The organism is Methylobacterium sp. E-045 (assembly GCF_022829685.1).
In the GTDB taxonomy this organism is placed as follows: domain Bacteria; phylum Pseudomonadota; class Alphaproteobacteria; order Rhizobiales; family Beijerinckiaceae; genus Methylobacterium.
Genome location: NZ_JAKSYE010000077.1, coordinates 1 through 14387 on the forward strand (window position 1 = coordinate 1; position 14387 = coordinate 14387).

Here is a 14387-nt window from a genome sequence, read left to right on the forward strand (position 1 = left end):
AAGGCGCTCCTGCATCGAAGCCCTGCCGCCTCTACTTCTGCCAGCTCTCGCTGGGTTATCCCCAAAATGAAACGCCAAGGCATGGCGCCGGGACCGAAGCCAGGTTTGGGACTGCGCGAGGGTTTGCGAGGGTTTGCGAGGGTTTTTTCAAACCCTCGCGGGCCGATTTTCTCTTTTGTATAAGACCTTTAGGGACTCTCTTGCGAGGGTAACGAGGGTTTGGGTCGTAACGTACATATAGAAATTCTTGAAAAAGCGGCCCCCATTCCCCCCGTGACTCACGTGCGCGCGCGAGGGCTAAACCCTCGCAACCCTCGCACAGCGCTCGCAAGTCATTGTTATGTCGTTGGTTTTGGCCCCGCGAGGGTTTGAAAAAACCCTCGCAAACCCTCGCAAACCCTCGCGCTTTTCCATCTCGGAGGCGAGGTCTGGCTGTCATGCGAAGGTTAGCGCGTACCCCCGCCAGCGCAAAGGGGGGCGGGGGGCAACTCGTAGTGAAGTCGAAGTACGAGCCTGCGGCTGCAACCGATCCCTTCACACAGGCCAAAAACTCGAGAACGTCTAGCCAGGAGGTGCCCTGTGCGCTGCTCGGATCCTGGCCGAACAGCCAGAGGGGATCAGCCGCCGGCGCCATAGGCATGTTCGAAAAGGGGAGGGGCGATAGGGAGGCCAATCCGATGGGTCGGGCGAAAGGCTGTCGACGCGCTAGGCTGAGACTGAGGCGAAAAGGTCAAGTTGGCTCGACGCAGATGCACAGTGGATACGGCTTCGCTTACGCCCGCGGTGAGGCACCATCGACACGGGGAGTGGGACATTCGCTTTCCCATGCAGAACCGCGCCGACGATCTGACACCCATCGCCATGATGAAAAACGTAGAGGGTATGAGGTCCCAAGCGGAGGATCTCCTGCACCAACGGCGTCTCAGAGGGGATACCTTGCAGGGCATGAAGGAGCTCGCATAATCCGGAGACCTCTATGTCCAGAGCTCGAAACTCCATCCCACGTGTGCCCCAGACCTGTCGCACGACGGCAACTTTGGTGTTGGCAAAGGGCGCATCCAGGAACTTAGTCGCCTCCTGCTGGAGGAAACCCACCATCATATCCCGAGCTTCGATATGCAGGGTGCTCAGGAGCGAGGCTGCAAGCTGACGTTTCGAGATCGGCATCACAGACCCCTTTCCATCGGGCACCTTGATTAAGGTCAAGCTCGCACAGGATCGTGCGGTCGGCGAGTTTGGGAGCAAGAGGGAAGGGGATGCTTCAGGACGGAGGCGGGTAAGGTCCCCTGAACAGATCGCCAGACGCTCTGCGCCGGAACAGCGTCCGCCATCGGCGACGCTGATGCTCCGGCCGGTCATGGTTCATGTGGCAGCGCTGACAGAACGCGGCGAGGTTCTTGTCCGTGTTGTTGCCGGTGTCGTGGTCGCGATGCGCGGTCGCAAGCACCACCCTGGTCGAGCGCAGACGTCCAAGGTCCTCGAAGCTCGGCAGGCTTTGGAGAGTGTGTCCCCTCCCATCGCGCCAACAGCCGGTCGAGGCATCCCACCAGCGTCCGTCGCCCAAATGGTAGATCGTCTGCCCATGCGGCCGCCCGCATCCCTCGCAGGCGCCTCCTGCCCGCCGGAAGCGGATCACGGCGGAAAGCTGGGGCCAGTCGATCGGGTAGTAGAAGCGGTGCTCGCGCCGGATTGGCATTGCGATCATGTCCCCCTGGCTACGACAGCAGCCTGGCTGCGTGCCCGGGCTTGGGGGAAGTAGCTGTAGAAGGTGTCCCGACTGACCCCGAGGCGCTTGGCGATGGCGGCGATCGAGATGGTGCCCGAGTGCAGCAGGGCGCGGCCAACTTCGAGATCGGCCTCGGTGAGCTTCTTCGGTCGGCCGCCCTTCCGGCCGCGGGCGAGGGCCGCCTTCAGCCCTTCCATCGTCCGCTCGCGGTTCAGGTCGAGAAAGTACTCGGCCATGGCCCCGTGCATCTGCAGGGCGAAGCGACCGTGAGCAGTGTCGCTATCGAACTGCTCGGTGAGGCTGCGGAAGTGGATCTCCTTCGTGCGGAGGCTGTCGATCGTGCGCATCATCTCGACGAGCGAGCGACCGAGCCGATCGAGCTTCCACACCACCAGCACATCGGTCGGGCGTAGGTAAGCGAGGGCGGCATCGAACTCAGGCCGCTTCGTACCGGCTTTGCCAGACTTCTTCTCCTCGAACAGCCGTTCGCACCCGGCCTTGGTCAACGCATCACGCTGAAGGTCGAGGTTCTGATCGAGGGTGGAGACGCGGGCATATCCGACGAGCATGTCGGGATAGTGATTCAAGAACGTTTATCTGGCAATAGAAAACCAGTCATATTTTCCCGACAGAAACGGGGCTGTTTCGATCCGTGTCCCAGACGCATCCATCATTCGTCGGGAAAACGAACGGATATCCGACATGCAATAGTCATGTCTCGAGCGCAGGGCTCCATCCACGCAGTATCTAGACGAAGGAGACTCAAAAACGGTATACTCGCACACAAAAGGTATTTAGCAGTGGTTCTGATAGAACCATCGCTCACTCATATCTGCTTGCTTTCTAAGCTCTTATCTAGGCGGCTGGAATGGTTTCCTATCAATCTAATAATGAATTTCTGCGATTGGAGGCTTTAAAACGACTTAATCTCATTGAATCATCTGATAAATCAGAGTTAGATCGGATAGTGAATGTCGCGCAGAAACATTTTTCTACATCTATTACTGCTATTTCTCTAGTAGATGCTGATACGGTTTGGACTAAATCCGCCTGTGGCCCCGCTGCGACGAACACCCCGCGTGAACTATCTTTTTGCAAGAATACCATTATGCATGACACCGTGTATGTGGTCCACGATGCTACAAAACACTCACAGTTTGCCAATAATCCATTCGTAAAGGGTGCCCCGTATATCCGCTTTTATGCGGGCGCTCCCCTGATCATTGCACCTCAGATAAGGATCGGAACACTTTGTATTGCCGATAGTAAGCCGCGCGGCTTTGAGCCATCCGATGTGGCTCGGCTTACTGGTCTTGCACATCTCGTTGTTGGAGAGATATGGCTCAAAGACATAAATTCATCTTTTGTTGGGATAGAGCAGAACATACATAACGGTTTTGATTTCAGCCACCAGAACAATCTGAACGCCGCACAAATACGTGCTGCTAGAGCTTTACTTGACTGGACAATATCTAAATTAGCAACTGAAGCTCATGTGTCCGTCAACACGATAAAGAGGCTTGAGGCACGGAATGTTAAGGCAAAAGTTCGTAGCACATCAGTATTAGAAATACGCCGTGCTTTCGAGCATGCTGGAATATTTTTCATCGGATCTGATGGAGTGCGCCTAGTAAAAACCATCAATTGATAATCATTCCTGATTCAGATATTATTAATATTCTTAGGCTCTTTTAGGTCCGTATCCGTACGCTTATGTACGGGGCGAGGGGGCTCGTCGTGGCAATTTTCCAGTCAAAGCACCGAGTTTTGCTAACAGCGATCGACGGCTCTCAATGCCGCGTAGAGTTTACACTCGATGGTAAGATACTAACAGCCAACAAGAATTTCCTTGACGCGGTCGGTTACGAACTGTCTGAGATCCAAGGGAAGCATCACAGCCTGCTCGTCGATCCGGCCGTCAAGGAAAGCCAGGCATATCACGCCTTTTGGGCTACGCTTTCCGACGGCAACTTTCAGGCTGGCGAGTTCAAACGCATCGGCAAAGATGGGTGCGAAGTCTGGCTGCAAGCAACCTATACTCCCATCCTCGGCCGCAACGGCAGGCCCATTCGTATTGTGAAGTTCGCCTCCAACATCACCGATCGGGTGATGAAGACTATCAATTTTGAGGGACAGGTCATAGCTCTGCATCGTTCGCAGGCGGTAATCGAGTTCTCCATCGACGGTACGATCCTCGCCGCCAACCAGAACTTCCTCGATGTGATGGGCTATGGCCTCTCCGAGATTCAGGGACGGCACCACAACCTGTTCGTCGATCCCGATCTGCGCGCCGGCGCCGAGTATAAACGCTTCTGGGAGAGCCTCGGACGAGGGGAGTACCAGGCCGACGAGTACAGGCGACTGGCCAAGGGCGGCCGTGAGGTCTTCATCCAGGGCACCTACAATCCGATCTTCGACCGTGACGGGCGACCGCTTAAAGTCGTCAAGTTCGCCACTGACGTGACTCGACAGGTGCTCGAACGCCAGAACCGCGCCGCCCTCCAGGTCTCCATCGCCACCGAGCTAAACGCCATCGCCGGTGCCGCCACGGGTGCCTCGCGACAGGCGGGACAGGCCGCCCAGGCCTCAACCCAGGTTTCCTCAGACATCCAGACCGTCGCTTCCGGCGCCGAGGAACTGGCGGCTTCCGTCTCCGAGATCAGCATGCAGGTCACTCATGCCTCCGAGATCTCCGGCCAGGCGGTGAAGCAGGCCCAGGAGACTAGCGCGATCATCGCCGGCCTCTCCGGCGCCGCCACGCGCATCGGTGAGGTCGTCGCCCTGATCCAGGGCATCGCCGCCCAGACCAACCTGCTCGCTCTCAATGCCACCATCGAGGCCGCGCGGGCCGGCGAGGCGGGACGGGGCTTCGCCGTGGTCGCTACGGAGGTGAAGGCCCTTGCCGCCCAAACCTCGAAGGCCACCGAGCAGATCGGCACCCAGATCCTGTCAACCCAGCAAGCGACGCAGGAGGCCGTGGGGGCGATTTCCTCCATCCAGAACACGATCATGACTCTCAACGAGGTCGCCAGCGCCATCTCGGCGGCAGTAGAGGAGCAGAGCGCCGTCACGCGCGAGATGTCGTCCAGCATGCAGACAGCTTCGAACGGGGTAAGCCGCATCACCGGCAGCCTCAACGAGATCGCCCGCTCTACCGAGGAGGTCGATATCGCGACACAGAAAGTCAGGCTTGTCTCCAAAGCGGCCTAATATGCACCAAATCACTTCTATGCAACACCTCTTAAGATTAAATTCCTTAATATAGTGCTACTATGATTATACGGAGTCGTTATTGTGCGCCCCTGTCCAGCCGGTAAAGAGGAAGATGCGCGTTTAAGGGCTCTGGCCGAGTATGAACTTATCGGCTCCGCGGACGATCCATCTTTTACCCATATCGTCGAGCTTTCCGCACAGTTATTCAATGTACCTACCGCATTTTTGTCCTTGATAGACGCAGATCAAAATCACTTTCATGCCAAGGTTGGGCTTGCTCTCAGTCAAGTCGACCGCAAGATGACCTTTTGTGATTACACTATTCGACAAAAAGAGCCACTTGTCGTGCTCGACGCCTCACGTGACGCACGCTTTTACGACAACCCATTTGTCATTGGTCCGGCACACGTACGATTTTATGCCGGCGTTCCCTTGCGGTCATCTGCCGGCCACGCCGTTGGAGCCTTCTGCCTGACCGACACCAAACCCCGCTCGAGCTTTTCCAAGGGGGACCAACGAACTTTGCAAGCCCTTGCAGGCTTGGTGTTCGATCGTATGGAGCTCCATCGGCTCGAGGTATTACACCAAGAAAGTCAATCTCGTTTCGAAAATATTGCCGGAACGTCGCCAGACGGTATTATCTGCGCCAACCAACAAGGTTTGATTACGTTCTGGAATGTCGCTTCAGAACGCTTATTCGGTTATACATCCGAGGAGGCGGTCGGACAAAGCATCGATCTCATTGTTCCCGACCGAATGCGATGTGGGCATGGCGGTAGTTTGCATCGTGTAGCAACCGGTGGAACACCACGTCTTGTGGGAACCACGGTCGAGTTACCGGCGCAGCATAAGGACGGCACCGAGTTCCTAATCGAACTCTCGCTATCGATGTGGAGCGAGAACGGTCGGTCCGCATTCGGTTCGATCGTGCGAGACATTCGTGATCGCCGGGCCAATGAGGAGCGCTTGTTCCGCCTGGCGCATCTCGATCCCTTGACCGAGCTGCCAAACCGCACAGTTCTGCGTAATCGGATTAAGGAGGTCCTCGCACAATCACAGCCAATGACGCTCCTGATGTTGGACCTCGATGGCTTCAAGGGAGTGAATGATGCCCTGGGGCACGCAGCCGGAGACACAGTACTGAAACATACAGCCGAACGCCTGCTGAGCTGTGTTCGCGCGGTCGATACCGTCTCCCGATTGGGTGGGGACGAGTTTGCCATTGTGCTTCCTGACATCACGGATCCTTTCCGCGCAGCGGACATCGCGCAGGCTATCGTGCGCGCCCTCGCAGAGCCGTTCGTCATCAATGAGCAGGTGCTCAATCTGGGTGTCAGTGTCGGCATCGCAATCAGTCCAAGCCATGGGAAACACCCGGAGGAATTACTGACCTATGCCGACATGGCCCTCTACCAAGCCAAGGCGGAAGGCCGACGCCGTTATCGATTGTTCACCCCCGAACTTCGACTGGCCGCTCGCCGGGAGCGAGCTTCTCAAGAGGCCTTGCGCTACGCCGTTAAGCACAACGAGTTTGTGCTATTCTACCAACCTCAGGTCCGCTTGAGCGACGGAGCCCTCGTTGGGGCTGAAGCTTTGATCCGTTGGCAGCATCCTGAACGTGGACTACTGGCTCCAGCAGCTTTTTTAACAACCCTTGACGCCAGCCCCTATGCCGCGGTCGTTGGTGATTGGGTCTTGCAGACGGCTTGTGCTCAAGCGGCTACTTGGCGCGCCTTAGGAGCCCCGAACTTCCGTATGGGAGTCAATCTATGCAGTGCTCAGTTCAAGCAGGGCGACCTGATCGAGAAAGTTCTCTTCGCACTATCCAACGCTCAGCTCCCAGCGTCGAGCCTCGAGTTGGAGATCACGGAAAACATCATCCTGCACCACGACACTGAACTCGTCAGCACCTTGCGTGACCTCAATAATGCCGACGTGAGCATCGCCTTCGATGATTACGGCACAGGCTACGCCTCACTTAGCCTTCTCAAGCGGTTCCCATTGACCCGGCTCAAGATTGACCAAAGCTTCGTTCGCGCAATGTGCGAAAGCCCTCAGGACGCAGCCATTGTCCGGGCAGTACTTGACCTCAGTCGAAGTTTTGGACTCGCGGTCATCGCGGAAGGCGTCGAAACTAAGGAACAGGAGCAGCGCCTCATTGGCAAGGGCTGTCAGGAAGCGCAGGGTTATCTGTTCGGGCGGCCAATGCCCGCGTCGGTCTTTGCAGCGACATTCGGCCTCGAGCCCCCTGCTTCCAAAAGGCGATGTCCCTCCGCAGTGCAACGGATCCTCGGATGACCACATCGTGATTTAAATCTGGCTTCTCTACGCTAAATAAGTTTTCTCCTAGAAGCGTTTATTTAAATTTCTTACGTAGGCAAAACGATCGGATAGCTAACACTGCAGTTGATAGGACCAATGTCTTATACGGTCTGATACGCGCTGGTTCACTCTACGACTGAGTTGGGTGGTTTGCGGTTAGTCCGCTCAACGTCGTAAACGGTTTAATGTGGACATTGCACATGTCTGGCCGAGGAGCGCCCGATGCCAAACGAGCAAATCTCGATCCGGACACGTGACGGGGATTGCCCCTCTCATGTCATGATCCCCGCCGGCACCGGACCATGGCCGGGTGTGATCCTCTACATGGACGCTGGCGGCATCCGGCCGACGATGTTCTACATGGCACGGCGCCTGTCCGACGCTGGCTACGTCGTCCTGCTGCCGGACCTGTTTTACCGCTACGGTCCCTACGGACCGTTCGTGCCCAAGGAGGTTTTCGCGGGCGACTTCCGTGTCATCCTCGGTCCGTTGATGACCACGACCGGAAACGACAAGGCTGCGGAGGACACTGCGGGCTTTCTCGCCTACCTCGATACGCGGGCCGACGTTGCGGGCTACACCTTCGGGGCGGTGGGCTTCTGCATGGGGGGCGGCATGGCCCTGGCTGCTGCCGGGACTTACCCCGACCGGTTCGCTGTGGCGGCGAGCTACCACGGCGGCAACCTCGCAACCGACGCGCCGACGAGCCCGCACCTCTTCGCGCCGAGGCTCAAGGCGGAGGTCTACGTCGCAGCTGCCACGGACGACGGCAGCTACCCGCCGGCGATGGCCGAGCGGTTGGAAACGACGCTGACGCAGGCTGGCGTACGGTACGACACGCGGACCTATCCGGCCGCGCACGGCTGGATGATGCCGGACTTCCCCGTCCACGATCCCGCCGCAGCCGAACGTGGTTGGGACGACATGCTCGCGCTGTTCGGTCGAACCCTGCAAGGTGAAAACTGACTGCTTGCTGCGCTGATTCACCGTCAGCTTTTGGGCAGACAGTGAACGGGTTTGAACGGCAAAGTCGGGTCGAAAGCAGGATGTCCGCTTCACAATGGGGTCATGCCGACGCCGGCGATGCTGATTGTCGGAAATACCGTCGGATATCCGACATGAATGGAGGTAGGTTCGTTGTTTGGCGTGGATAGGTAGAAGTCGTCTCACCCCGCGGTGTAGATAGACGAACAGGACATACTCTAAGGAGCAGGTTGACGAACGCGGCAGGACGCACGCCATGCCATCCTCTCAGGTGGAAGCTGCGACCGTGTCGGCCACCTTCGCCTTGCGCGCACCAAGTTCCTCAGGCCGGCCCGTGGTCGTATCTGCGGCCGTCTGATGTTCCATCTCGGCGTTCAACTCTGCCCCGAGCAGCACGATCGTGGTCGAGATCCAGATCCAGGTCATGAAGCCGATGATGGCGCCAAGAGAGCCGTAGGTTTCATTGTAGTTGCCGAAGCTCGACACGTACCACGAGAACAGCGCCGACACGACGACCCAGAGGAGGCCTGCGACAGCGCTCCCCCAGGTCACCCAGCGCCATTTCGCAGCTTCCCGGCTTGGACCGTACCGGTACAGGAGGGCCAGACTGCCTAGGACAACAAAGAGCAGGATCGGCCACCGTGCCAAGGCGATGACCCACTCCATCGAGCCCAGATTTAAGAAAGCCAGCGCGGCCGGAACGACGACAATGCCAATGAGGGCTAGAACTACGAACAGAAGCGCCCCTGCCGTGAAGGTAAGGGAACGCAAGTTCAACCAGAAAAAATTTCGCTTTTCTTTCTCGTCGTAGACGATGTTGAGCGCGTCGAAGATGGCCTTCATACCACCGTTGGCGCTCCAGATCGACACGAGTATGCCGAAGGCCGCCGTGAAGCCAAGCGTGCCGCCCCCCTTTGCGGCGATGCGCTTTACCTGCTCGCCGACAATGTCGAGGGCACCGCCCGGCATGACGCCCTGAAGGGCGGCCAATTGCTCATTGATGGTCGCGGGATCGGCAACGAGGCCATAGATCGAAACGAGCGCGCCGATGGCCGGAAACAGAGCCAGGATTGCGTAGAATGTGACACCCGCCGCGACCAGCAGCACACGGTCGTTACCAAACTCCTGGAACAGGCGCTTGCCGATATCCAGCCAGCCCTGGACGGGGATCTCGGATGGGTTCGCTGCCTTGCGACCTCGGTCAGCCTCGGTGTTCGCAACCTGGGCCGCACTCATCCCGCTATGGATTTTTGGACCGTCCTCGGCTCCAAGTTGGTTTGAACCGCCTTCGATCCGCGAACCAGATGCCCGACGCGGTAGGGCCACCAGCCCCAGAAGTGCGGTCCCCAAAAAAATGGTCCAGATCGCCGGCGAGGTCTGAGTCCGCGGTTGCGGCGTGGATGTTGGGATGCGGTCGGTCATGGGGTATCTCAGGAAGCAAGCTCAGATAGTGAGCCTCGGCGTTGACCAACGTACGCACATCTGCGTCAACCTTACGACTCGTTACTGTCGCCACGACACAGATATCGACTCCTGTGATTAGGGTCGGATCCAGACTGCACGATGTTAGAGCATGAGAGAGCGCCAGATCATCGCGAAACCGCTAAGGATCAGTGCTCCCAAGATCAATCTTGCAGACGCAGTCGTGCGGAATTTGCCTGACCGCGCGATGAAAATGCCAACGAGGAGGTTGAGAACAACCACGAGGCAAACTTGCTCGACGGTCATGCAAGGCCCCTAGCACCTTCACCGGAACGCGATGGTCATGCGAGTAGGAGGGGCGACGTCGGCCCCTCCTGGATCTCGGTTCAGACCGGCTTGCGCGGAGTCGTCCCAGTCGTGGTACCCGTCGCATCCGTACGGCTGACAGTTCCACGTCCGTCCTCGACCTCGACTTCGGTGCGACGCACAGTGTCAGAGACGGTCTCGGTGCGCTGGGTCGCATCCTTACGGATACCAACTTCACCGACAACGCGAGCGTCCTTCGACACCACTGCCTGCTCACGTGTCTCGGTCGCTTCGATCACCTTCTCGGCGAACAGGGCTTCGTCCCCCGGCGCCACGGCACGATCAACAACGCGGCGATCGACGCTCACGGTCTCGTCGTGAAGTGTCACGTTCTCGCTGACGGCCTCCTCGACCGCGTAGGAGCGTACCCGCACCCGGCCACTATCGACCATGCGCTTGCCGACGTTGAGGCGCTCCTCGACCACCGGGATGTAGTCGGTCCCCGTCTGAGCAGCGCTGTGAGCGGCAACCGCTTCGGTGGCACCTTCGGCTCGTGTGGCTGTAGTGCCAGCGGTCGATCCGACGGCACCGACAGTCGAGGAACCTGTTGCCCCCTCGTAACCGCTCCAGCCTTCCTTGCGCCAGCTTGCCTCGCGCTCATCGAGGTCGACGGAGCCGTGCTCTTCGAGAATATCGTAGGCCTTCTCGGTGTGCGCCTCATCGACGGTCACGCTCAGCATCGTGCCGCCGCGGCTGAGACCCTCGTTGTAAGCGTAGCGATCTTCCTCAGGCATGAAGAGATCCTTGAGCGAGCCCCAGAATCCTTCGTCTGGCTTAGTGCCCGAGGTCGTGGTGGTCTGAGCGGTTTGAGTGCCCGACAGGATCTTGATCGATGCGGCAGGGATGCCCAGCGCCAGGAGCTTGTTCTGGGCGGCCGTGGCGTCGGTGTAGGTATCGTACATCGCAGTGATGGTCTGGCTCATGGCTTCGTCTCCGGAGTGGTAGGCAAGGGATCGTTCTGTTGGCCGTCCGGGCCGATACGCTCGACCACGGCGCGCTGCCGGCGCAGCATCACCGGAACCTCGACATCCTCGCCTGACGTGGTCTGGCGGACATGCACCTCCTCCTTGAGGACAAGGCGCTTCTCAACCACGAGGATCTCCTCCAGCACGGGGATGATGGTCACACCATTCTCCGTTCGGATCTGTGGGACGGCCTCGCCCTCGGCGAGCGTCCGATTGAGCGGAAGCCGGGTTACCCCGACCATGTCGCTGCGCAGGGTCTCGCGAAGGACCTGGTCGATGGTCTCGGTGCGGGTCGAGACCCGCACCCGTCCAGTCTCGACGGCGCGCTTATCGATGCGCGCAGTTTCTTCGATCAGGGGAAGGACGACTTCCTGACCCAGGGCAACCTCCGCTGCATCGCCTGGAAGCGTACCAAGACCGTGGATCTTGGACGCGGCGGGGTCGCGGGTGCTCATGACCGACGTGCACCGAGCGTGTTCGGAGCCGTGCGGGTGATCGTCGGATCGACTGCCGAGCCGCGACCCGCGAAGAAGGCAGCCAAGGCTCCGAAGATCAGAGCCAGCGCCCCGAAGAGGGAAGCCTGAGACACACGACGCGCAGTTGCGTCGGCGATCTGCTTGGCCTGCTCCTTGGCCGCGGCAACCGTCTCCTTGAACTGCTGGGTGTACTGGGCAACCTGCGCTTTGGCCTGCTCGACCGAGATATTCTGAGCCTTGGCGAGAGCCTGGGCGGCCTTCTCCTGGGCAGCGGCCTGCTGGGCACCGTCACCGGTGACAGCTGCACGCATGGCGGTCACCGCGGCATCCTTGAGAGCGGCTGGATCGGATCCGGTGCCGTTGCGAACATTGGCCTCGATGCCGGAGAACGGGTCCGTGATCTTCGTAAGTGATGGCGCCGCTGCCTGAGCGGCAGTCTGCACGGACCCGCCGACAACGTTGCCGACTCCACCGATGGCAGATGAGGCAGTACCGAGCGCACCACCGACGATGCCGCTGGCAGCCGAGGAGAGGAGATAAAGGATTACGAGGGTCGAGACGGCCCAAGCGATCAGGCCGTGATAGCCAGCCGTCGAGGAGGAGGGCTTGCCCGAGAGACGACCAGCCAGAAACCCGCCGGCAATCGCAGCAAGGACCCCGGAGACAACGAACCACAGACCGGCACCGATGCCGAGGGAGCTGGCTTCCGGCGTTCCGTTGCCCATCGGATCGACCGTCGACAAACCGATGCCGAGGCCGAGCATGTTGAGGATGACCTGGGTGATCAGCGAAGCGACCGCCCCGGCGAACACAGCGCCCCAGGAGACGGAATGCAGCATCATCGTGCGCATGTCCTCGGCCGGCGTGACGATGCTCGTATCAGGTAGGTCGCGGTTGATCGCGAGTGGGGTTGTATCCGGGGCCAGAGCCATGGTGTTGAGTCTTTCTGGTTGGTCTTCAGGGCCGGGATCGGCGCAAGTGAGATCGGGCGACGGGGTCAGAGGACCCGGCGACGACCCATGAGGGCGTGGTAGAGCCACAGCACGACGACCGCTCCGACGATGGCGACGAGCAGGCTGTAGAGATTGAGGCCGGACACGCCGGGCTGGCCAAACTGGTTGAACAGGAAGCCACCGACGACGGCGCCGACGACGCCGAGCAGGATGTCGACGATCAGCCCCTGGCCAGTGTTGTTGACGATCTTGCTGCCAATGAAGCCGGCGATCAGGCCAAGAACGATCCAGGCGATGAGGGACATGGTGTGCTCCAGTGTTGAGACGTGCGTCGGGGGGCTCGACGCAGAGCCTGCGCGAGGGAGAGCCGAGAGACGATGGAATGTTGATTGCTCACGCCTTTGGAGGACGTGGGGCTTTCACTGGTTTGTGACGGGCCGTGGCATGCCTCGACTCGATGGCTGCAATCTCGGTTGTGGCTTCCGCCTCAACCTGCGTGTCCCCAAAGATCATCCCGATGGCCTGCTTGATCAGGGCTCGAGCGTGATCATCCGACAGAACCTTTCGGCCCTTGCCCATCGTCACACCTCGTATTGGCCCTGGAGCCACTTCCCGAGATGCTGGCTTCGAGCAGAGCTACTGCCGCTCAAGACAGTCAACGGGGCGATGTTCCGAGAATTTACATATTAATATTTTAGACTAATCGAGTTAGTGTTTTCGACCCTGTTTTGACGACGTTCCCGCGTCATTCGTTGGGGTTCCGCCAATCCCGCGCTCCCTGGCCCAGACGATCACGGCGCTGCGGCGGTTCACACCGATCTTGCGATAGAGCCGGGTGACGTGGTTCCGCACCGTGCTGAGGGATACGCCGAGATCCCCTGCGATCTCTTCGTCAGTCGCACCACGGCAGATGCCCTCCAGCATGTCGCTCTCACGGACTGTGAGCTTTTCGGCCGTCACCGGTGCCTTGCCGGAGCGGGGAGGATTGCGCAGGAGAGCAAGCTTTTCGATCACCCCGTGGCTGAACCATGAGGCGTCCGCCATTACGGCCTCAATGGCTGAGATCAATTCCGCCTCGGTACGTTTTCGAGATGAGATGTCCTGAACGGCGCAAAGCAGGCCAGAGCTGCCGTTCACCGTGATCGGCTCGGCGGAGACGAGGCAATCGAGGATGTCGCCCTGCCGGGTCCGTAAACGTCCCTCGAAGGCTCGGACTCGACCGTAGCGCTGCAGTTCGCGCTTGAAGCGTGTCCGCTCGGTTTCCTCGACCCAGGGTACGGATGTGACATCGGCTGCATCACCGAAGGCTGCGGCATAAGCCTCATTGATACTGGTCGACACCTCCGCTTCCGAACTCAGAAGAGCGGTCGGGATTGGGCTGAGCTCGAACGCCTTGGCGAACCGTTCTTCGCTCAGGCGCAACTCCGTCTCCGCCTTCTGGCGATCCTCCAAATCGGCGAAGGTGAATAGCATGCAGCGCTCACCGCCCGGCATTTCGATGGGATGTCCGGCGACGATCACGTACTTTTCGGCGTCGGCTGGGACACAAAGGCACGCTTCACCCTGAATGATGGGAGTACCAGCATGCAGGTGGGCGACGGCAGCCGTGCGGTGCTCGCACTGTCCCAGGAGGTCAATCTCTGTGAACGTCCGACCGAGCACCTGATCGCTCTTAAAGCCAGTCAGGTCGATGAAGCCCTGGTTGACCTTCACGTAGCGGAGGTCGGAGAGCCGGCACACTACGGCTGGGGCTGGATTTGCCCGGAACATGCTCTCGAAGCGTTCCTCCGCCTCGTAGTGATCGCTCACGTCTTGCATGATGAGGGCAAGGCCCGTCGGACGACCCTCCGCCTCAGTCACGACAAGGCTGCGAATACGATGCATCCAGATCTTTGTCGGATCCCGTGCATGGTGCACCTCGACCACGGCATCGCGGAACGTCTCTCCAGCGAGCCCCCGC

The 14387-nt window shown here is 59.3% G+C and carries 12 protein-coding genes; 4 read left to right on the forward strand and 8 right to left on the reverse strand.

Annotated features, from left to right (window positions below; translation table 11 throughout):
• Positions 1 to 1261 precede the first annotated feature (1261 nt).
• Together MKK51_RS12900 and MKK51_RS12905 are read right to left on the reverse strand one after the other, a co-directional pair.
• Positions 1262 to 1696, reverse strand: coding sequence for a hypothetical protein (locus tag MKK51_RS12900; RefSeq protein ID WP_243977594.1), 435 nt, complete (start codon positions 1694 to 1696; stop codon positions 1262 to 1264).
• A gap of 5 nt (positions 1697 to 1701) precedes the next feature.
• Entirely contained in the window at positions 1702 to 2295 is a 594-nt protein-coding gene (locus MKK51_RS12905; RefSeq protein WP_243977609.1) for a recombinase family protein, read from the reverse strand.
• A gap of 299 nt (positions 2296 to 2594) precedes the next feature.
• Here MKK51_RS12905 and MKK51_RS12910 point away from each other — a divergent pair, with 299 nt between their 5' ends.
• The 4 genes from MKK51_RS12910 (at position 2595) to MKK51_RS12925 (ending at position 8227) form a co-directional block, all read left to right on the forward strand.
• Complete coding sequence (locus MKK51_RS12910) at positions 2595 to 3374, forward strand: GAF domain-containing protein (RefSeq protein ID WP_243977595.1); 780 nt, start codon at positions 2595 to 2597, stop codon at positions 3372 to 3374.
• Positions 3375 to 3439: 65 nt separating this feature from the next.
• The gene (locus tag MKK51_RS12915) at positions 3440 to 4936 is read left to right on the forward strand and encodes a PAS domain-containing protein (protein WP_409565674.1); all 1497 of its coding nucleotides are present in this window, start codon (positions 3440 to 3442) and stop codon (positions 4934 to 4936) included.
• Positions 4937 to 5020: 84 nt separating this feature from the next.
• Positions 5021 to 7237, forward strand: a complete 2217-nt coding sequence (locus MKK51_RS12920; RefSeq protein ID WP_243977597.1) for a putative bifunctional diguanylate cyclase/phosphodiesterase — start codon at positions 5021 to 5023, stop codon at positions 7235 to 7237.
• 246 nt (positions 7238 to 7483) lie between these two features.
• Positions 7484 to 8227, forward strand: a complete 744-nt coding sequence (locus tag MKK51_RS12925; RefSeq protein WP_243977598.1) for a dienelactone hydrolase family protein — start codon at positions 7484 to 7486, stop codon at positions 8225 to 8227.
• Positions 8228 to 8512: 285 nt separating this feature from the next.
• Here the strand turns inward: MKK51_RS12925 and MKK51_RS12930 are convergent, their stop codons facing one another.
• From MKK51_RS12930 to MKK51_RS12955, 6 genes are all read right to left on the reverse strand, one after another.
• Positions 8513 to 9667 carry a YihY/virulence factor BrkB family protein gene (locus MKK51_RS12930; RefSeq protein ID WP_243977600.1) on the reverse strand — a complete coding sequence of 385 codons (1155 nt, stop codon included), beginning with the start codon at positions 9665 to 9667 and terminating at the stop codon, positions 8513 to 8515.
• A gap of 386 nt (positions 9668 to 10053) precedes the next feature.
• Entirely contained in the window at positions 10054 to 10956 is a 903-nt protein-coding gene (locus MKK51_RS12935) for a YsnF/AvaK domain-containing protein (RefSeq protein ID WP_243977602.1), read from the reverse strand.
• Positions 10953 to 11453, reverse strand: a complete 501-nt coding sequence (locus MKK51_RS12940; RefSeq protein ID WP_243977604.1) for a YsnF/AvaK domain-containing protein — start codon at positions 11451 to 11453, stop codon at positions 10953 to 10955. Before MKK51_RS12940 ends, MKK51_RS12935 begins: the two co-directional genes overlap by 4 nt.
• The gene (locus MKK51_RS12945) at positions 11450 to 12406 is read right to left on the reverse strand and encodes a PhnA-like protein (RefSeq protein ID WP_243977606.1); all 957 of its coding nucleotides are present in this window, start codon (positions 12404 to 12406) and stop codon (positions 11450 to 11452) included. The genes MKK51_RS12940 and MKK51_RS12945 overlap by 4 nt, the downstream gene beginning before the upstream one ends.
• A gap of 65 nt (positions 12407 to 12471) precedes the next feature.
• Entirely contained in the window at positions 12472 to 12732 is a 261-nt protein-coding gene (locus MKK51_RS12950; protein WP_243977607.1) for a GlsB/YeaQ/YmgE family stress response membrane protein, read from the reverse strand.
• 403 nt (positions 12733 to 13135) lie between these two features.
• A partial coding sequence (locus MKK51_RS12955; RefSeq protein WP_243977608.1) for a helix-turn-helix transcriptional regulator occupies positions 13136 to 14387 on the reverse strand: 1252 nt, incomplete at its 5' end.